This window comes from Streptomyces sp. NPDC039430 (genome assembly GCF_055639435.1).
Genome location: NZ_JBVKAK010000003.1, coordinates 349,351 through 368,584 on the forward strand (window position 1 = coordinate 349,351; position 19,234 = coordinate 368,584).

Annotated in this window: 17 protein-coding genes; 12 read left to right on the forward strand and 5 right to left on the reverse strand. The window is 70.9% G+C overall.

Annotated features, from left to right (window positions below; translation table 11 throughout):
* Nucleotides 1-9: 9 nt before the first annotated feature.
* Both ACZ7LS_RS10700 and ACZ7LS_RS10705 read right to left on the reverse strand, forming a co-directional pair.
* On the reverse strand, nt 10-858 hold the full coding sequence (locus tag ACZ7LS_RS10700) for a TIM barrel protein (RefSeq protein WP_382523279.1): 849 nt from the start codon (nt 856-858) through the stop codon (nt 10-12).
* A 255-nt stretch (nt 859-1,113) separates the two neighbouring features.
* Nucleotides 1,114-2,271, reverse strand: a complete 1,158-nt coding sequence (locus ACZ7LS_RS10705; RefSeq protein WP_385129237.1) for a Dyp-type peroxidase — start codon at nt 2,269-2,271, stop codon at nt 1,114-1,116.
* An 87-nt stretch (nt 2,272-2,358) separates the two neighbouring features.
* Here ACZ7LS_RS10705 and ACZ7LS_RS10710 point away from each other — a divergent pair, with 87 nt between their 5' ends.
* Nucleotides 2,359-3,714 carry a right-handed parallel beta-helix repeat-containing protein gene (locus ACZ7LS_RS10710; protein WP_385129239.1) on the forward strand — a complete coding sequence of 452 codons (1,356 nt, stop codon included), beginning with the start codon at nt 2,359-2,361 and terminating at the stop codon, nt 3,712-3,714.
* 7 nt (nt 3,715-3,721) lie between these two features.
* Here ACZ7LS_RS10710 and ACZ7LS_RS10715 read toward each other — a convergent pair whose 3' ends face one another.
* A complete protein-coding gene (locus ACZ7LS_RS10715; RefSeq protein ID WP_385129435.1) occupies nt 3,722-4,423 on the reverse strand; it encodes a hypothetical protein in 702 nt (233 codons plus the stop codon).
* A gap of 244 nt (nt 4,424-4,667) precedes the next feature.
* Between ACZ7LS_RS10715 and ACZ7LS_RS10720 the strand changes: the two genes are divergently transcribed.
* From ACZ7LS_RS10720 to ACZ7LS_RS10760, 9 genes are all read left to right on the forward strand, one after another.
* Nucleotides 4,668-7,178: an SdrD B-like domain-containing protein gene (locus ACZ7LS_RS10720; protein WP_382668118.1), complete on the forward strand. Its 2,511-nt coding sequence runs from the start codon at nt 4,668-4,670 to the stop codon at nt 7,176-7,178.
* 252 nt (nt 7,179-7,430) lie between these two features.
* Complete coding sequence (locus tag ACZ7LS_RS10725; protein ID WP_385129241.1) at nt 7,431-7,880, forward strand: hypothetical protein; 450 nt, start codon at nt 7,431-7,433, stop codon at nt 7,878-7,880.
* A gap of 333 nt (nt 7,881-8,213) precedes the next feature.
* Nucleotides 8,214-8,504, forward strand: a complete 291-nt coding sequence (locus ACZ7LS_RS10730; protein ID WP_382668112.1) for a YkoF family thiamine-binding protein — start codon at nt 8,214-8,216, stop codon at nt 8,502-8,504.
* Nucleotides 8,504-8,905, forward strand: coding sequence for a helix-turn-helix domain-containing protein (locus ACZ7LS_RS10735; RefSeq protein ID WP_382523266.1), 402 nt, complete (start codon nt 8,504-8,506; stop codon nt 8,903-8,905). The genes ACZ7LS_RS10730 and ACZ7LS_RS10735 overlap by 1 nt, the downstream gene beginning before the upstream one ends.
* A 107-nt stretch (nt 8,906-9,012) precedes the next feature.
* Nucleotides 9,013-9,528 carry a 2-oxo-4-hydroxy-4-carboxy-5-ureidoimidazoline decarboxylase gene (uraD, locus tag ACZ7LS_RS10740; protein WP_382668108.1) on the forward strand — a complete coding sequence of 172 codons (516 nt, stop codon included), beginning with the start codon at nt 9,013-9,015 and terminating at the stop codon, nt 9,526-9,528.
* The gene (gene uraH / locus ACZ7LS_RS10745) at nt 9,525-9,917 is read left to right on the forward strand and encodes a hydroxyisourate hydrolase (RefSeq protein WP_382668105.1); all 393 of its coding nucleotides are present in this window, start codon (nt 9,525-9,527) and stop codon (nt 9,915-9,917) included. The genes uraD and uraH overlap by 4 nt, the downstream gene beginning before the upstream one ends.
* 5 nt (nt 9,918-9,922) lie before the next feature.
* Nucleotides 9,923-10,870, forward strand: a complete 948-nt coding sequence (gene pucL, locus ACZ7LS_RS10750; protein WP_382668102.1) for a factor-independent urate hydroxylase — start codon at nt 9,923-9,925, stop codon at nt 10,868-10,870.
* A gap of 36 nt (nt 10,871-10,906) precedes the next feature.
* Entirely contained in the window at nt 10,907-12,283 is a 1,377-nt protein-coding gene (locus ACZ7LS_RS10755) for an 8-oxoguanine deaminase (protein ID WP_385129244.1), read from the forward strand.
* Between the two features lie 232 nt (nt 12,284-12,515).
* Nucleotides 12,516-13,994 (forward strand): nucleobase:cation symporter-2 family protein, encoded by a 1,479-nt coding sequence (locus ACZ7LS_RS10760; protein WP_385129246.1) that lies wholly within the window; start codon nt 12,516-12,518, stop codon nt 13,992-13,994.
* Between the two features lie 86 nt (nt 13,995-14,080).
* Here the strand turns inward: ACZ7LS_RS10760 and ACZ7LS_RS10765 are convergent, their stop codons facing one another.
* Nucleotides 14,081-14,944 carry a chitosanase gene (locus ACZ7LS_RS10765; protein WP_382877757.1) on the reverse strand — a complete coding sequence of 288 codons (864 nt, stop codon included), beginning with the start codon at nt 14,942-14,944 and terminating at the stop codon, nt 14,081-14,083.
* A 217-nt stretch (nt 14,945-15,161) separates the two neighbouring features.
* Here ACZ7LS_RS10765 and ACZ7LS_RS10770 point away from each other — a divergent pair, with 217 nt between their 5' ends.
* Nucleotides 15,162-17,405, forward strand: coding sequence for a hypothetical protein (locus tag ACZ7LS_RS10770; RefSeq protein WP_385129248.1), 2,244 nt, complete (start codon nt 15,162-15,164; stop codon nt 17,403-17,405).
* Between the two features lie 93 nt (nt 17,406-17,498).
* On the opposite strand, the gene ACZ7LS_RS10775 is transcribed toward ACZ7LS_RS10770, so the two are convergent.
* Nucleotides 17,499-18,209 carry a TIGR03086 family metal-binding protein gene (locus ACZ7LS_RS10775; RefSeq protein ID WP_382668087.1) on the reverse strand — a complete coding sequence of 237 codons (711 nt, stop codon included), beginning with the start codon at nt 18,207-18,209 and terminating at the stop codon, nt 17,499-17,501.
* A 182-nt stretch (nt 18,210-18,391) separates the two neighbouring features.
* Here ACZ7LS_RS10775 and ACZ7LS_RS10780 point away from each other — a divergent pair, with 182 nt between their 5' ends.
* The gene (locus ACZ7LS_RS10780; protein ID WP_385129250.1) at nt 18,392-19,177 is read left to right on the forward strand and encodes a DUF1684 domain-containing protein; all 786 of its coding nucleotides are present in this window, start codon (nt 18,392-18,394) and stop codon (nt 19,175-19,177) included.
* Nucleotides 19,178-19,234: the final 57 nt, after the last annotated feature.

Here is a 19,234-nt window from a genome sequence, read left to right on the forward strand (position 1 = left end):
GTCGGCCGGTCAGGCCCCCGCGGCGAGCCAGTCGAACGACTCGGCGCTCGGCCGGTCGCCCGGCTTGTACTCCAGGCCGACCCAGCCGGTGTACCCGGCCTTCCGCAGCCGGCCGAGGAGATCTCCGAGCGGCAGCGATCCGGTGCCCGGCGCGCCACGGCCCGGGTTGTCCGCGATCTGCACGTGGCCGGTCTTCTCGGCATACCGGTCGATGACCTCGTTCAGGTCCTCGCCGTTCATCGACAGGTGGTAGAGATCGAGCAGGAACGCGGCGTTGCCGAGACCGGTGGCCGCGTTGACCCGGTCCACGACCTCGACGGCGGAGGGGGCGCTCACCAGGGGGTAGAGCGGGGACTCCGGCTTGTTGAGCGCCTCGATCAGCAGGATCGCCCCGACCCGGTCGGCCGCGTGGGCCGCCCGTACGAGGTTCTCCAGGGCCAGTTCGTCCTGCGCCCGCGGATCGACACCCTCGACGCGGTTGCCGTACAACGCGTTGAGGGCCCCGCAGCCGGTGGCGGCGGCGAAGTCGGCCGCGACCTCGATGTTCGCGACGAACCGGTCGGACTCCTCGCCGGGCACCGAGAGCGCCCCGCGGTCCGGTCCGGGCAGCTGTCCGGCGTAGAAGTTCAGCCCCACCAGTCGCGTGCCCGCGTCGTCGAGCGCCTTCTCCAGGGCGTCGAGTTCGGCCTGTGGCGGGGTGGGGGTGTCGGTCCAGGGCCACCAGAGCTCCACCGCGTCGAAGCCGGCGGCCGCGGCCGCGGCGGGGCGCTCCAGCAGCGGGAGTTCGGTGAAGAGGATGGACAGGTTCACATCGAAGCGCTGCTCGGTGCCGCGCCCGTTCGTGAGGAGAGGGGCCATGAGGAGTCAGGCGCTCCTTCCGTATTGCGGAAGTCATCTTCTGCTTGATGGAAGACTGCCTGGGAGGCTCGGGGCCTGTCAAGGGGGATCCCGTGAATTCGCCGCCCGCGCGGCAGGGCGCGCGGTATCGACACGCGTCCTGTGACCGGGGCGCGGTACGCGACACGGGAACCCGCCGCGGCACACCAGGCCGTAGCCGTTCACTCCGCCCTGCACCCCGCACCCATCGAGCGCGGGGATCCCCGCGCGGCGGAGTCAGCCGAACAGGTGGGAACCGAGCGGGCGCTGCCGGTCGAAGCCGGGGAGGATCAGGAAGGTCGCACTGGCGGTCGTGGTGGTGAAGGGCAGCAGCGCGTCGGAGGCGTCCATGCGGCTGAGCGTGGCCGTGAAGGTCCGCAGGTCGTTCTGGAAGCTGATGAAGAGCAGGCCGGGGGCGGGCTCGTCGGTGCTGTAGGAACGGCGGAGCATGTGTCCGACGCCGACCACGGTCGGGTTGGCCCTGCGGACATGGGCGTCCACGGGGACGAGATAGCGGCCGTCCGGCGTCTTGGCGCCGAGTTCCGGGCCCGAGGCGATGCTGCCGCCGGAGAGGGGTACGCCGCTGGCCCGGCGCCGCCCGAAGACCGCCTCCTGCTCGTCGACGGACAGGGCGGCGAACCGCGTCAGGTCGAGTTCCATGCGCCGCAGTACGGCCAGGGTGCCGCCGGCGACCGCGGGGGGCCCGGCCAGCCACAGGTCACGTTCCTGCTCGGCGGTCGTGTGCGGGCCCACGATGCCGTCGATGAAACCGAGCAGATTGCGCGGCGCGGTGCGGCCCTCGGCGACGGACACGTCCGTACCGCGGCGTCCGGACTGCCGCCAGCGTTCGCGGATACGGTCGCCTGCCTGCTCCAGGAGCGCGGTGGCGACGACCGGTACGAGCAGCGCGTCACCGGCGCAGATCTGGAGCAGCAGATCACCGCCGCGCGCCGGCGAGGCGATCCGCTCGCGGGAGAACCGCGGGAGATCGGCCGCGCCGGGCAGCGAAGCGCCGGCCGTCCGCACCAGCCGCGGGCCCACGCCGACGGTCACGGTCAGGTCGCCCGGGGACAGGCCCAGCAGCCGCGGGTCGGACCCGGCGGTGAGGGCGCGGACGGTCTCGCCGAGTTCGGCCAGTAACGGGCCGGGCGCCACCGCGGCGCCGAGGTCGGCCACCACGGCCAGCAGGTTGCGCTGGGACGACCGGGGAAGCGTGATGCCCGCCTGGTGCCGGCCCGTCGCCGGAACCGACGTGGACGTGGCCGCCGCGGAAGGCGCGGGCCGGCCCGGCCGGGCGGAGTCCGATGAGCACCCGGCGACGAGACCGGCGGCCACCGTGGCGCCGGTGACATCGAGGAACGCGCGGCGTGACGGGTGGCGATCGGCGCGGTGCATGAGGTGCAGAGTGCCATAACCGTCTCGCGTCCGCCGCCCAACTTCCGCGTTCCGGCGGGGAATTCGCCGCCATGCCAGACTGGGATCATGTCTCGATCAGCTTTACGCGTGATGGCGGCGGTACTGGGCGTACTGACGCTGGTGACCGGCTGCGGTGGCGGTGGCGGTGGCGGTGGCGACGACGACGGATCGGGCGAGGGCCGGCGGCCGGAGGGCGCGCGGGTGACGATCCGTGTGCCCGGCGACGCTCCGACGATCTCGGACGCGGTGTCCCTGGCCCGGCCCGGTGACCTCGTGCTGGTGGCTCCGGGGGTGTACCGCGAATCGGTGAAGATCGGCACGGCTCGCGTCACACTGCGGGGCGAGTCCCGGGACAAGGTCGTCATCGACGGGCAGTTGCGGCGGCCGAACGGGGTGGTCGTCACCGCCCCCGGGGTGGCCGTGGAGAACCTGACCGTGCGGAAGAACACACAGAACGGGGTGCTGGTCACCGGTTCGGCGGCGGCGGTCGCCGGGCTGCCGGGAAGCGGCGGCTACGACACCGGCGACGAACCCGTCAGGCTGCTGAAGTCGTTCCTGGTCTCGCATGTGACCGCGACCCGCAACGGTCTGTACGGCATCTACGCGTTCTCCGCGCAGAACGGTGTCATCGAGCACTCCTACGCGTCGGGCGGGGCGGACTCGGGGATCTATGTCGGCCAGTGCAAACCGTGTCGGATCGTGGTGCGGGACAACATCTCCGAACTCAACGCGGTCGGTTACGAAGGCACCAACGCCGGCGGCGACATGTATGTGGTCGGCAACCGCCTGGTCGGCAACCGCGTCGGACTGACCACCAACTCCGACCACCAGGAGAAACTGCTCCCGCAGCGCGACGCCGTCGTCGCAGGCAACCTGATCGCGGACAACCAGCAGACGCGAACCCCCGAACAGGCCGACGGCGGCTGGGGCATCGGTATCGGCGTCGACGGCGGCAGCGACAACCGGTTCCTCCGCAACCGGATCACCGGCAACACCAACGCCGGGCTCGTGATCACCGCGACCGCGGACCTGACGGCGGACCGCAACCGGATCACGGGCAACACCTTCACCGCCAACGGCGTCGACATCGGCTGGACGTTCCCCACCGCCACCCGTGGACAGGGCAACTGCCTGCGAGGGAACGCGCTTCGGACGACCGTACCGGCGGGGCTCGCGGACACCGCGTCCTGCCCGGTGCCCGCCACGTCACCCACGCCCTCCGGCAGCTGGGCGAGTCCGGCGGCGCCCCCGGGCATCCCGTTCACCGACGTGGCCGCGCCCGGCCCGCAGCCGGAGTTCCCGCGCGCCGCCACCGCCGGCGCCACCGTCGTGCCGGACGTTCCGGCGCTGCCGGACATCGCGGACATCGCGCTGCCGTCGCCGTCGCTGCTCGCCGCCGGTGTGCGGGTGCGGTCCTCGTGAGCGGCCGCTACGCCGCCGGTCCGGCTCCCGGTACCGGCTGGACGGGGACGTACGGCCGGGTGTCGAAGTCGAAGACCACCGGCCGTGACTCGGAGGCGATAGTGGCCTGAACCCGGTACATGGTGCCGTCCGAGCCGATCCAGTAGCGCACGGCCCCTGACGCGGCGGCTTCGCTGTCGGCGTCCGGCCCGTTCATGATGTCCGTCCGATGGCCGTGCACCTGATCCCGCCCGACCCACGCGGCGCCGCTCTGGGGCAGCAGTGCGGCGTTGTCCGGCCGGTCGTTGCCGAGGCGGAGCGCGATGGCCAGCGCGCTGTCCAGGGTCATGCCGGAGGTCTTCAGCGGACGCCGGTGCCAGCCGGACGCGGGCGGCGACGCCGGTGCGGCCGCCGGGGGATCTGTCATGGGGTGGACGAGGACGGTGGTCGCCGTCCACTGGATCAGCCCCTCGCTGGACGTGTCGCGCCCGGTCCCGTGCACCACCCCGTAACCCGTGTGGGTGCGGTAATCGACGGATCCGGTGATGACCAGCCCGCCGGTGGCGTTCGGCACGGTGATCGTCACCGCCCGGCCCTTCGCCTGGTAGTTGAGAAACCGCGTGATCGCCAGCCGGTTCACCTCGTCCGAGGTCAACGCCCTCGGGGCGGCGGGATCATCGCCGTTGCCGAGGAGGACGAACGCGGTGGTCGTGGCGGCCGCGACGCCGATGACGGCGGCTGCCGCCCAGCGTAACCTCGGCCACCGGCGGCGCCGGCCTGCCTCGCGCCCCGGGAGACCCCGCCTGCTGTCGATGCTCCGCTTTCTGATGCTCCGCACGCGGCGCGAGCGTAACAGGTCTCAGCCGAGGCACCGTCAAACTCTGCGTTTACCAGACATGACGTTGCGTCAACTTGTAGTCTCACCCCTGCATTTGCCGAGTTGGCATCAGCGTAGGACGACGTAAAGGAGCGCCATGCCATTACGTGGACTGGTGCGGGTGGGGCTGTCCGGCCTCTTATTGGTGGGGGGCAGCACAGGAACGATCTTGACCGGCGCCGGTCAGGCCGGCGCTTCGGCCTCTGACGGCACCCTGACCGTCGAGGTACTGCGGGACTTCTTCGGCACCGGCGTCATCAACTCGACCATGGACGTGCCGCAGCGGGGAATGAAGGTCGATGTCTCCGACCCCGACGGGCATCACGTCACCGGTGTCACGGATGCCACCGGAAAGGTCATCGTGCCGCCGTCGGACGAGCTGACCGGTGGCCGGTACCGGGTCGACGTCACCGTCCCGGCACCGTACGACGACTATCTGCGGGCGGCGCCCGCCTCGACCGCGCCGAACCACTTCGACAGCTTCACCACGTTCGTGGACGTCTCGGACGGCGAGGACGATTCGGTGACCACCGGGGTCTGGGACCCGGCCGACTACGCGCTGCCCGATTCCCGCTACTTCGTTCCGATCCAGAGCGGCGCCGGGGGGACGGACACCCGGGCACTGGTGGCGTTCGGGACGAACGCCCGCGGCAACTGCCCCGACCAGCAGGCATGTCCGGAGGTGCTCAACACCCAGGACCAGGTGGGCACGACCTTCGGGCTGGCCTACGACAAGTACCGCGAGCAGCTGTTCCAGTCGGCGTTCGCCCGGCGGTACACCGAGTACGGACCGGACGGCGGTGACGCGATCTACACCGTGCCGGCCGACGGCGGGGGCGCCCCGAAGCTGTTCGCGAAGGTGCCGGGCGCCACGGAGACGCCGCACGACACCGGCAACCTGATCAAGGACGCCGGGTTCACCGACGCACCGGGCAAGGAGAGCATCGGCGGCCTGACCCTGTCGGAGGACGGCTCGACCCTGTACGCGGTGAACCTGCTCACCCGCAGCCTGGTCGGCTTCGACGCGACAAAGCCCACGGCCTCGGCGCCCAAGGCGACCGTGCCGATCCCCGACCCGGGCTGCGCGTCGGCCGACGACTGGCGTCCGTTCAGCCTCGCCACCCACAACAACACCCTGTACGTCGGGGGCGTGTGCAGCGCGGAGAGCACACAGGAACGCGCGGACCTGAAGGCCGTCGTCGCCACCTATGACGGCAAGCGGTTCACCACCGTGCTGTCCCAGCCGCTGACCGCCGAGCGCGGGAGCGTGCTCACCAGCAACTCCGGCCGGGACCAGGTCAACCACTGGAACCCGTGGAACACCGACCTGGCGGACTGGGACACCTTCAGCGTGAACGGCCCGATGATCAATCCGCAGCCGGAGCTGGCCACCACGGCCTTCGCCCGCGACGGCTCGCTGATCCTCGGCTTCCGCGACCGGTTCATGGACGTCGTGAGCTGGGGCGGGCTGGACCCGAGGCCGGGCAACGACACCCCGCAGAACGGCATGTCCGGCGGCGACATCAGCATGGCCTGTGCCACGCCCACCGGCGGGTACGAGTGGGAAGGCACGGGAAGCTGCCCCGACCACGCCACGGACCCGGCCATCGACGGGGTCCAGCCCGGCGGCGTCGTCGAGTACTTCCCGGGTGACTTCTTCCCGAACGGCGGCTCCGCGACCCAACCCGGGCCGCACCAGGAGTCCGCGCTGGGATCGGTCGCGTACATCCCGCAGCAGCAGTGGGTCGTCAGCACGCAGATGGACCCGACCGGGCAGGTCATCACCAACGGAACCGGCTACTACGACGTCGCCACCGGCCTCGGCCCCGGCAACGACCCGGCCGCCAACGCCTACCAGTTCATCGGCCCGAACCAGAACGGGTTCGGCAAGGCCGGTGGCCTCGGCGACATCGCGTACGCCGCGGCGAACGCACCGATCCAGATCGGCAACGTCGTGTGGTACGACGGCGACCACAACGGCATCCAGGACCCCGGGCAGGTGCTGCTGCCGGGGGCGACGATCAACCTGCTGGACGCCGAAGGCAAGAAGGTCGCCACGACCACCACCGATCCCGCCGGTGAGTACTACTTCGGTGGTGTCGGCGCGGAGTACGAGCTGACACCGGGTGCCAAGTACACCGTGCAGTTCGATGTGTGCACCGCGGACACCAGCGAGGTGCCGGGCCGGCCGGCCGCGACCGACCTGCGGTTCACCCTGCCGAGGGCCGGTGACGACCGGGTACACGACTCCAATGTGACCCCGCCGAGAACCGGCCGGCTGTGCAACGGATACGCCCCGGTCACCGCACCGACCACGCCGGGAGGGGTTGATCACACGATCGACGCCGGCGTGTACATCCCGCAGGCGGCGTCGCCGACACCCACGCCGCCCGCGACCACATCACCGACACCGTCCCCGACACCGACATCGGTGCCGCCGACGGGCCCGGCGCCCAACACCCCGGCACCGGCCGGCCGGCCACCGGGTTCACTCGCCAACACCGGTACGTCCAACCTGGGAGAGGTCCTCGCCCTGGTGGCCCTGCTGATCGGCGCGGGGACGGCAGTCGTCCTCGTCAGCCGCAAGCGGCGCGCCAGGCACCACTGACACCCGAAGCCCCCGACGGGCCGGTGCGTCGCACCGGCCCGTCGGCATGACCGGCCCGATGGAACGGCCCGATCACCGGCGGTGGAGCGGAAGCCGTGGGCCGGGCCGCTGGTGAACCCGGAGGCGAGTGTTCCCCCTCTTATCGGTCGAAATATGCCTATCCGGGTGAAGCGTTGAATGAAGCCGTACGCCCCGTCCCCGAGTGGGCCATGGTCCCTTCAGGCAGGAAAAACTCAACGAAGGGCACATCTCATGTATTTGAGGCGTACGGGAACGGTCCTGGGTGCGGCCGCGCTCACCGTCCTGACCGTCCCGGCCAACGCTCACGCCGCGTCAGTCGTCTGCGGCGGGGGTGCGTCGACCGGCCGCGTCGCGGTCAACGGCTGTATCAGCGCCGAGCGCAAGTGGATCGAGGTCGTTTCCTACCGGGATGTGACGGCATACGTCAAGCTGCGCAATGTCGGAACGAGAGCGTTGAATGTCGCTTACGAGGCCTACCTGCGCACCAACGGCGGTGAGTGGAAGAAGCTGAGCAACAGTCGCACCACCGTCGGGGCGGGCCAGACCGTTGGTCCGGTCGAGGCGGGGAACAAGACCGCCCCGTGCAACGCCGGCAAGATCGAGATCCGGGTGCGTGCCCAGGTCAGCGGTGCCGCCTGGAGCGGCTGGTCCTCGGCGGCCACGAAGCAGTGCCAGACCTGATCGCCTGAACGCCGTGGTGGGTGGGGGTACCCGTCCGGGCCCCACCCGTCACATCCACGCCACTGTCCGGGCCATCGCTCCTCGGCGCTCCAAGGGGATCCGGCCGCGTGTGTTGATGTGGTGTTACGTGAGTGTGAGATCTGGCGGGCCCGGGTGGTACCGCGCGCTTCGCCCGTACGGTCCATGCCGCCGCCCCGCGCATCTCCGCTGATCGCCTCGGGAGAGTCCGTTAAGGTCGTGTCGGAGTCCGAAGGGGGATCGTGCCCCGGATGCGCCCTCTCAGCCGGAGGGCCGAGACAACGCGCAGGTCAGAGTCGACGCCATGGGGACACAGTGCGATTGAGAGTCGAGTTCACGACCGAGCCCTTCGACCTGGACGAGGCGCCCGCCCACGCGCTGGTGGCCCGCGAGGTCGTCCAGGGCGCCGAACTGGACGCCGTGGACGTCGGCCCGTTCGGCAATACGGCGGAGGGCGGCGCGGACGCGGTGCTGGGCGCCGTGGACGCGCTGCTGCGCCGTTCGCTGGCCGCCGGGGCGACCCGGGTCTCCCTCCAGGTCAATGTGATCGAGAACGGTCAGGCGGCCGGCGACGCCCCCGCGGCCGCGGACGGGGAGAACGGCTGATGGCCGAGCCGCTGGACCACCCCTTCGTCGCGGCGGTCAAGCCGCTGGTCGACGCCATGGGCGGCGAGCTGATGGCGCCCGGCGAGGCCCAGCCCGACGATGTCGTGCTCGCCTGGGAGGGCGAGGAACTGCTCGCCGTGCGGCTGCCCCAGCTGTCCGACTCCCTCGACCACATCCTGGCCGCGCTGGAGCGCCGGCACGGGATGCCGCTCGCCGAGCTGGACCGCAAGTCCAAGCAGTCGGTCGTCCGGATACTGGAGGCACGCGGTGCCTTTTCCGTGCGGCATGGTGTCGAGACGGTGGCGAGCGCCCTCGGGGTCAGCCGCTTCACCGTCTACAACTACCTGAACAGGGAAAACGCGCGCGCGAGTGAGCGGGGAAGCGCCACCGAGGGCGAGTAGGCCCTGACGCGGGGATTCCGTATACGAGATTTCAACAAAGTGTTGACGTGGTGTTGCTGAGGGCGTTAGCTATGCGAAGCCCGCCCAGCACTGCCACGGAGGATCCCGTGACGTCGACACCGCAACCGGGCCTCACCCGGTTCAACACCTCGCCCGACAGTGTGGCTCTGGCCGCATTGCACGAGGTGTGCGCCAGCCGGGCGTGGGGGACCCAGCTCCTCGCCCGCCGCCCGTACCCCGGCCTGCACGAACTCCTCGCCGCCAGCGACACCGCGACGGTGACACTGGACGGCGCGGATCTGGCCGAGGCGATGGCGGGACACCCGCCGATCGGCCGCCCGAAGCCGGGAGATCCGGCCTCCGCCCGTGAACAGCGGGGGATGGCCGGGGCTCCGGAAGCGCTGAAGGCCGAGATGCTCGCACTCAACCTGGCCTACCAGGAGCGGTTCGGACATGTCTTCCTGATCTGCGCCACCGGAGCCACCGGTGAGCAGCTGCGCGACGCGCTGAAGACCCGGATGGGCCACACACCGGAACGGGAGCGTGCGATCGTGCGCACCGAACTCGGCAAGATCAACCGGATCCGGCTGACCCGTCTCGTAGCGGAGGACGACGACTCATGAGCACCGCCACCACCGCCTCGGTGTCCACGCACATCCTGGACACCAGCATCGGACGCCCCGCGGCGGGCGTCACCATCGCGCTCGCGGCCCGCGGCGGCCCCGGCGGTCGGTGGGAGGCGCTCGGTGGTTCGCGTACCGATGGCGACGGGCGCTGCAAGGACCTGCCGGCCCTGCCGGAAGGCACCACACAGGTACGTCTCGGCTTCGAGACCGAGGCGTACTTCATCAGCAGGCAAGAAGCCGAGGCGCAGCAGGACGCCCCCCGCGCAAGGGACAGCGGTGTGTTCTTCCCGGAAGTGGCGATCACCTTCGCCGTCGTTCCCGGCGAGCACTATCACGTACCGCTGCTGCTCAACCCGTTCGGCTACTCCGTATACCGAGGGAGCTAGCAGACATGACCGATCAGTCCCGCCCGAGCCGCCCTGTGATGCTCGGTCAGAACCAGTACGGCAAGGCGGAGAACCGCGTCGTCAAGATCACGCGGGACGGCGACACCCACCACATCAAGGACCTCAATGTCTCCGTCGCGCTGTCCGGCGAGATGGAGGACGTCCACTACTCCGGTTCCAACGCGCATGTGCTGCCGACCGACACCACCAAGAACACGGTCTACGCGTTCGCCAAGGAACACGGCGTCGAATCGGCCGAGCAGTTCGGTATCCATCTCGCCCGGCACTTCGTCACCAGCCAGGAACCGATCAGGCAGGCGCGTATCCGGATCGAGGAGTACGCCTGGGAGCGCATCGCGACGTCGGACGCCGACTCCCGGCCGGCCGGCGCCGACGAGGTCGGGCATTCCTTCGTCCGTACGGGCCAGGAGACCCGGCTCACGCAGGTGACCTTCGACGGCGAGCGCTGGCAGGTCATCTCGGGTCTGAAGGATCTGACCGTGATGAACTCGACGCACTCCGAGTTCTGGGGCTACGTCAAGGACAAGTACACAACGCTCAAAGAGGCGCACGACCGTATCCTCGCGACCGAGGTGTCGGCCAAGTGGCGTTACAACTGGTCGAGCGACGACGCGCCCATGCCGCACTGGGACCAGTCCTACGGGCAGGCCAGGAAGCACATGCTCCAGGCCTTCGCCGAGACCTACTCGCTCTCCCTCCAGCAGACCCTGTACCAGATGGGTTCGAGGATCATCGACAACAGCGGCGAGATCGACGAGATCCGGTTCTCGCTGCCGAACAAGCACCATTTCCTGGTGGATCTGGCGCCGTTCGGACTGAAGAACGACAACGAGGTCTACTTCGCGGCGGACCGCCCCTACGGACTGATCGAGGCGACCGTCCTGCGGGACGGAACCGAGCCGCAGATCCCGGTCGATCTGACCAACCTCTGACCCGTTGCCGGCCCGAACTCAGGAAGAGGAACCGCCATGGCGGCTTCGCGCATCGTCATCGAGAACTGCGCCATCGCGACGGTGGACGCGCACGACACCGAGTACGCCTCGGGACATGTCGTCGTCGCGGAACACCGGATCGAGTCGGTCGGCGCGGGCCCGGCCCCGGCCCGCCTGGAGAACGTGGTCCGCCGTGTCGACGGCAGCGGCCATCTCGTCACCCCCGGCCTGGTCAACACACACCACCACTTCTACCAGTGGCTCACCCGCGGACTCGCCACCGACCACAACCTGTTCAACTGGCTGGTCGCGCTCTACCCGACCTGGGCGCGGCTCGACGAACCGATGGTCCGCACCGCCGCGCGGGGCTCCCTGGCGATGATGGTCCGCGGCGGTGTCACCACCGCGATGGACCACCACTACGTCTATCCGCGCGGCACGGGCGACCTGTCGGGCGCGATCATCGGGGCCGCCGCGGAGATGGGCGTACGGTTCACCCTCGCCCGTGGCTCCATGGACCGCGGTGTCTCGGACGGCGGACTGCCCCCGGACTTCGCCGTCGAGTCCCTCGACAGCGCGCTCGCCGCCACGGAGAAGACCATAGACGCCCACCACGACGCCTCCTTCGACGCGATGACCCAGATCGCAGTGGCCCCGTGCTCGCCGTTCTCCGTCACGACCGAACTGCTCAAGCAGGGAGCGGAGTTGGCGCGCCGCAAGGGCGTCAGACTGCACACCCACGGCAGCGAGACGGTGGAGGAGGAGCAGTTCTGCAAGGAACTGTTCGGAATGGGGCCCACCGACTACTTCGAGTCGACCGGCTGGCTCGGCTCCGACGTGTGGATGGCCCACTGCGTCCATATGAACGACGCCGACATCGCCGCCTTCGGCCGTACGGGCACGGGCGTCGCCCACTGCCCCTCGTCCAACGCCCGGCTCGGCGCCGGGATCGCGCGGGTCCCCGACCTGCTGAGAGCCGGCGTACCGGTCGGCCTCGGGGTGGACGGCACCGCCTCCAACGAGTCGGGCGAACTCCACACCGAACTGCGCAACGCGCTGCTCATCAACCGCCTCGGCGCCCATGGCGAATCGGCGCTCAACGCCCGCCAGGCGCTGCGCCTCGGTACGTACGGCGGCGCCCAAGTCCTCGGCCGCGCCGACCAGATCGGCTCGATCGAGCCCGGGAAGCTGGCCGATCTCGTCCTGTGGAAGCTGGACACCCTCGCCCACGCCTCCATCGCGGACCCGGTGACCGCGCTGGTCCTCGGTGCCGCCGCCCCCGTCACCCTCTCCCTCGTCAACGGCCGGACCGTGGTCGAGGACGGCCACCTGACCACGGTGGACGAGGACGCCATCGCCCGTGACACACGGAGCGAGGCCCTGCGTCTCGCGCGGATCGCCGCACAGGGCTGATCCCGCCGGAATGTCCGGTCGTGGGGGACGGCCCGCGACCGGAGGCCATGGACCCGAGCGGGGTCCGTGGCAGCCGTGACCGGGAGGTGTCGTACCGCACGCTGCCGGTACCTCACCTCCCGGGACGGTGACATGTGTCCTGTGCCCGCACGCGCAGACAGGTGTACTCACCTCGTAACACCTCCCTGATACCCGCGCCGCCGCCGGCGCGCCACCGACCGGAGGAACCGCCGTGCCGACCGAACCCCGAACAGAGCCACCGTCCCCGTCGAAGCCCCGCCCCGCGGGGGCGGTTGACGTCGATCCCCACCGGAGGCATCCGGTCGACGAAAGGCTCCCGCCCGCCAGGATGTTCACCAGCGGCCTTCAGCATGTGGCCGCGATGTACGCGGGTGTGGTGGCCCCGCCCATGATCGTGGGGCCCGCGGTGGGCCTCGACACCAAAGAGACCGCCTTCCTGATGGGCGCGAGCCTCTTCACCGCCGGAATAGCCACCCTGCTCCAGACCCTCGGCTTCTGGAAGATCGGCGCCCGGCTCCCCTTCGTCAACGGCGTCTCCTTCGCCGGTGTGACCCCGATGATCGCCATCGGCAAGGACCGGGGCGCCGACGGACTCGCCGTGATCTTCGGCGCGATCATCGTCGCCAGTGTGCTGGGCTTTCTGCTCACCCCGTACTTCTCGAAGCTCGTCCGCTTCTTCCCGCCCGTCGTCACCGGCACCGTCATCACCCTGATAGGTGTCTCTCTGCTGCCGGTCGCCTTCACCTGGGCCCAGGGCGGCGACGCCGGGGCCGGCGACCACGGTTCGGCGCGGAACATAGGGATGGCCGCCCTCACCCTGGTCATCGTGCTGGTCCTGCGGAAGCTGCTGCGCGGCTTCCTCCAGCAGATCGCGATCCTCATCGGTCTCGTCATCGGAACGGTCATCGCCATCCCGATGGGGATGACCAGCCTCGACGCGATCAAGGACGCCGATCTCGTCGGCTTCCCGGCGCCATTCCACTTCGGCGCCCCGCAGTTCGAGATCGCGGCCATCGTCTCCATGTGCGTCGTGATGCTCGTCTGCATGACGGAGTCCACCGCCGACATGCTCGCGCTGGGCAGGATCGTGGGACGCCCCGCCGACGAGCGGACCATCAAGGGCGGGCTGCGCGCCGACACACTCGGCAGCGCCATCAGCCCGCTGTTCAACGGCTTCATGTGCAGCGCCTTCGCGCAGAACATAGGACTCGTCGCGATGACGAGAGTGCGCAGCCGCTTCGTCGTCGCGGCGGGCGGCGGAATCCTGGTGCTGCTCGGGCTCTGTCCGGTGCTGGCGTCCGTGATCGCGCTCGTACCGCTGCCCGTCCTCGGCGGCGCGGGGATCGTCCTGTTCGGCTCCGTCGCCGCGAGCGGAATACAGACGCTGGCCACGGCCGCGCTGGAGAAGGGCGAGAACGCGCTGATCGTCGCGGCGGCCGTGGGCATAGGGCTGATACCGATCGCCGCGCCGGACTTCTACCACGCCTTCCCCAAGGACCTGCTGGTGGTGCTGGACTCGGGCATCAGCACCGGGTGCGTGGTGGCGATCGTCCTGAACCTGGCCTTCAACCACCTGGGCGCGAGCAGGAGTTCGGACGGGGGACGAGCGGACGCGGCACCGGAACAGGCTGCGGAACCGGCATCGGCACCGGCCGCGGAACCGGCGCCGGTGGGTCGGACGGTGATGTGAACACGGGCGGCGGGTACGGAGCCGGAGGACCCGGTTCCGTACCCGCCGCACCGGCCCGACAGGGCCTGGTCCGATCTGACGACCTGTCAGCCGATGTGGAAGCTGTCGCCGTACACCTTCCAGTCGAGCGGCGGGTCCAGGTTCAGATTGCCCTTGTTGAGGAACACCCGCTGCGCGGTGTCCACCCGGCTGGTGTCCTCATGGGCCTCCTCCTGCTTCATCGCCCAGACCCGGGCGTCGAGGAAGGCGTGCAGATACGTCGTCTGGTTGCCCCCCTGGGCCGGGGTCTTCGCCTTGGCCAGCGCGCGCTTGCGGATGCTGCTGAAGCTGGTGCTGTCGCCGCCGTCGCCGTGCATCACGATGGCGTCGTAGTACGCGAACTGCCCGAGCGTGCCTAGGCCGTCCTGCTTGCCGCGGTTCACGGCCGGGTTGAAGTAGACCCGGTCGCGTTCGTCGTTCTGCGCGGTCTTGAACGCGGAGTCCTTGGCCGCCTGCTTCCAGGCGGCGGTGAACCCCGGGTCGAGACCCTTGTGCGAGTCGGTGCCGTCGACCGCCCGCAGGGCGGGCAGGTACGTGGCGAGCGGGTTGCCGGGCTTGCGCTGGGTGTACAGCTCGACGAGATCCAGCATGTCGCCGGTGCCGGAACAGAATCCGATGATGCCCGCGGTGTAGCCGCGGCCGTCGCCGATGTCCTCGATGTAGCCGTACTGCGCCTTCCAGTCCAGCGAGGAGTTCTCCGCGCTGGAGACGATCTGCATGGCGATGTCCTTCTTCGCCGGGTCGTCGAGTCCGGTGGCCGCCGCCACGGCGCTGCCGATGGCAGGAGAGGTGGCGGGTGCGGCGGCGGGGGGTGCGGCGGGGGGCTCCGCTGCCGCGTGGGCCACGGACGCGGTGGGGACCGCGACCAGCGTCAGCGCGAGCAGAACGGTGCGAATGCGGGGGGTGGGCACCTGACCTCCAGGGTGGAAGGTGGGGAAATTTCCTGCGGCGGATCTGTTAGGAAGCTTTCCTACCAAAGCGTGGAGGCGCCGTATACCCGTCCGTCTGTGAAGAAGGAGTGTGGGCCGGTCACTTGGGGCGATACCGTCCCCGGTGACGCACTGTGGCGCACCGCGGGGACCCTCCGGCCTGAGGCCGTTGTCAGACCCCCGTGGCAGCATTCCGGCCATGGATCTCGTACAGGTATTAGCCGATCTCGATGCCCAGCCGTGGGCGGAGCTTGAGCACGCGTACGGCAGCGCCGAAGACACGCCCGGACACTTGCGGGCGCTGGCGAGCGCGGACGAGGAGGAGGCGGGGGAGGCCCTGAGCGAGCTCTACAGCAGCATCCTCCACCAGGGATCGGTGTACGAGGCGTCCGCGCGGGCCGTGCCGTATCTCGCCGGGCTGGCCGCCGCCGGGGTACGGGCCGGCGATCTGCTGGTGCTGCTCGGGGGGATCGCCGAGAGCGAGGGCGTCTACGACGGCACACCGCCCGGCGCGTGCCAGGCCGCCGTGACCGGTCAACTGCCCCTGATCCTGCCGCTGGTCGACGCCGAGGACGCGGCGGTGCGGCAGGCGGCGGTCTGGGCGGCGGCGTGCACGGGAGCCGTGGAGGCGGTGCTCCCGGTGCTGCTGCGGCGCTGGGAACGGGAGGAAGAGCCGCTCGTACGGGCCGAGTTGCTCGCCGGGGCGGTGCTGCTCGACCCGGCGGGCCCGGCGGCGGCCATGGTCACCGCCGCGCTGAAGACGGGGCAGCCGGGGGAGCTGCGGATGGCCGCGGTCCTGGGCTCCCTGGACCTGGGACTGCCCTGGACCGGGACGCACCATCAGGCGGTGCTGTCCCTGCTGCCCGCCGACCCACTGGTCGCCGGCCGCCTCGATCTGGAGCGGACGGAACCGCTCCACCGCATCGTCGAGGCACTGCTGGAGCGCGACACCTCCGACGACCGCGAGGCCGCGTTCGCACTGCTCGACTTCGCGCTGCGCGTCCCCGACGACGACGTCCGCGCGGAGGCCCTGTGGGCGACGGAACAGGCATGCGTGACCTCACGGAGCGCCCCGGCCCGGCTCGCGAACCCGCTGATCGCGCTGCTTGACGACCCCGCGTCGGCGCGGTCCGCCCTCAGCGCCCTGGACAAGCTCGGACCGTACGCGGCCGCCGCGGCGCCCGCGCTGACGGCGCTCGCCTCCGAGGGCGGCGCACTCGCGGACCGCGCGCTCAAGGCCCTGGTCGTCGTGGCCCCGGAGCGGGCCGCCCCGCTGCTCGCGCGTGATCTGCCCGAGCGCCCGGCGGCCCTCGGCGCGGCCTGCGGATTTCCGTACGACCGGCTCGACGGGCCGTTTCCGTACCACCCGGAGTTGCTGGCCGCCGCCAGGGCCAGACTGACCGCGCCGGAGCTCGACGGGAACGAGCCGATTCATCTCGTCCGGCTGCTCGCCTCCTGGGGCGAGCGGGCCGCGCCCGCCTTCCCCGAACTGGCCGCGTCGCTGGGCAGGTTCCCCGTGTTCGTACCCGCCGCGCTGGCGGCCGTCGACCCCGGGCGGGCCGTCGTGCCGCTGGAGGAGGCCGCCGTATCGGGGCCCGAGCAGGGCCGGTTCGCCGCCGCGCGGGCGCTCCATTCACTCCGTTCCCCCGCCGGCGACTCCGGCACCGACGCCGTCACCGGCGGTCCGGAGCCGCTGCTGACCGTCCTCGCCGCCGAACTCGCCGTGGACGACACCCGCCGTATACGGCAGGCCGCCCGTGCCACGGCCGATCTCGGCAAGGAAGCCGACGTACTGGTTCCGCGGCTGCGGGCGGCGCTCAGCACGGACGACGACCGCGTGATGGCACCGCGCCTGGACGCCGACCTGGACATCGCCCTGGCCCTGTGGAGCCTGACCGGTGATCCGGGGGAAGCGCTGCCGGTGATCGCGGCCGTCCTGGAGGCGACGGACTCCGAGTGGATGCGCTGGACAGCCGTCAACGCCGCCCGCGCCGCCGCCCGCCTCGGCCCGGCCGCGACGGCGCTCCGTCCCGCACTGGAACGGGGCCTGGCCGATCCCGACCGGGCGCCGTCGATGGCCCAGGCCCTGCTCGCCACCGGAGCCGCCACGCACCACCACGCGGACGGTGCCCACCACGCCGACGGTGCTCACCAGACGGACGGTGCCCGCCGTGTGCGGCTCGCGGACACGCTCCTGAGCTGCGCCGAACGCGACGCGGACCCGATGGGCGCCCTGGAAGCGCTCGCGTCGCTCGGCGCCGAATCCCTGACGGAGCCCGAACTCCACCGGCTGGCCGGCCTGGCGGAACGGGACCGTCGGGTGTGGGGGACGGGCTCGGAATCGGATGTGGTCTCCTCGGACGCGCGCTTCCAGGAGAAGGCCCGTGCACTGCTGCGCACCGCCGCCGCGTCCCGGCGCACCGACGCCCTGGCCACCGACTGACCGCACTCGGGAGGCCCGCCGGCGCTGCCAGGGCGTCGCTGCCGGGCCGGCCGACCGCAGAGCCCCCCGGACCCTCGGGCGACCGGCCCCGGCTCACTCCCCGGGCCGCCAGTCGGGGCGGCGACCGGTCAGGCCGACCACCCGGTCCAGCAGCGGCGCGTCCTCGGGGACTTCGACCGGTGGCCCGAACACCCCGTCCGGAGCCTCGCCCGAGTCAGCGGGAGCGTCGGCCGGGCCGGTCGCGTCGGCCACATCGCCCTGGCCCGTCGCATCGCCCTGGCCGGTCACGCCGGCTCCGTCGGGCCCGCCGGAGCCGGCCGCCGCGGGCGGGGCCAGCATCGCGAAGGACGCCCGGAGCGACGCCTCGGCGGGGGCGTACGGCTGCCCCGTGCTCCGTGCCAGGTCCCAGCCATGGATCTGTACTTCATTGAGAGCCACCAGCCCGGCCACCGCGCCCGGCAGATCGACCCCACCGACCCGGGTCGCGCCCTCCCAGGCGGCGGGCGAACGCCAGGATTCGGCCAGCTCGTCCAGTTGCCGTGGCAGCACCTCGCGCCAGTCGTCCGGCAGTACGGGCAGGCCCGCGTCCGGCGGTGTGTCCGTCGTCGGCCCCGACTTCTTCGCCGCGGCGTCGCGGAACGCCACCGTCAGCCCGACGAGATGCGCCAGCACCTCCCGTACCGCGTAGTCGGGGCACGGCGTCGGCCCGGCGAGCTGATCATCCTTGATACCGCCGAGCAGCCGCGCGACCTCGCCGCACGCGGGCCCCAGGTCGAACGGCTCCATCGCTGTCTGTGTGTCCATATGAGGGAGACCGGCCCGGCCGCCGAAACTCATCGCTCCGTAAGACCTTCGAGACGACCTGTCTCGAAGGATGGTCAATCATGGCTGGAAATAACCCTATGTATGTACGATCCAGTCGTTCCAGACCCCACAGCGATGCCGCGCGGGATCGAACCCTTCCGTCAGACCGGAGCGAGTCCCGCATGTCCGTGCATACGCGTTCTTCCGAGGCGACCGCGGCCGCCGCACAGGAACCCGAGAAGGCCGAGAAGGCCGAGACGTCCGCCGCCGTCCAGCAGGCCCGGGAGGCGCTGGAGTCCTGGCACGCCGCGCGGCGGACCGCCGTGACCGGCCCCGTCGGCAACTTGGCGCTCACGGAGACCCGGTGGCTGGATCCCGGTGTGGACGCCGCCGAGGAACGCGCGAGGACCGTGGTCCCGGACGGTGTGACCCTCACCACCGTCCGCCGGACCAACCTCCATACCGGCGAGCCGGAAGAGGCGCTGCGCTTCTGGGACGCGGACGCGCCGGCCATCCGCCATTTCTCGCATATCACCTCATATCCGTTCCGTCCGGACTGGGTGATCGAGGCCACCTTCACCTCGGTATCCACCGACCGCCGGGTGCCGTTCGAGCACATGCGCGACAGCGGAGGCAGTCGCGAACTGGTTGTCCCCGGCGATATTCACGTCACACTGGACGGTGTGGACTACACGCTGTCGGCCTTCGACGACGACGGGACGCTCCTCCTGGTCTTCGGTGACCCGACGAACGGCGGCGACACCTACGGCGCCGGCCGCTTCCTGTTCGTCCCGCGCGAGCCGGACGGCGAAACGGTCGTACTGGACTTCAACCGCGCCTTCGTGCCGCCGTGCGGATTCTCCGCTCAGTACAACTGTCCACTGCCGCCGCGGCAGAACCGGCTGCACCTGCCCGTCGAGGCGGGCGAGAAGCTTCCGGTCTTCCGCGACGGCTACACGGTCAACTGAGCACACCCGAGGCACCACAGCCGGACCCCACCACCCCTCCCCGGGGACCCGTCCGGC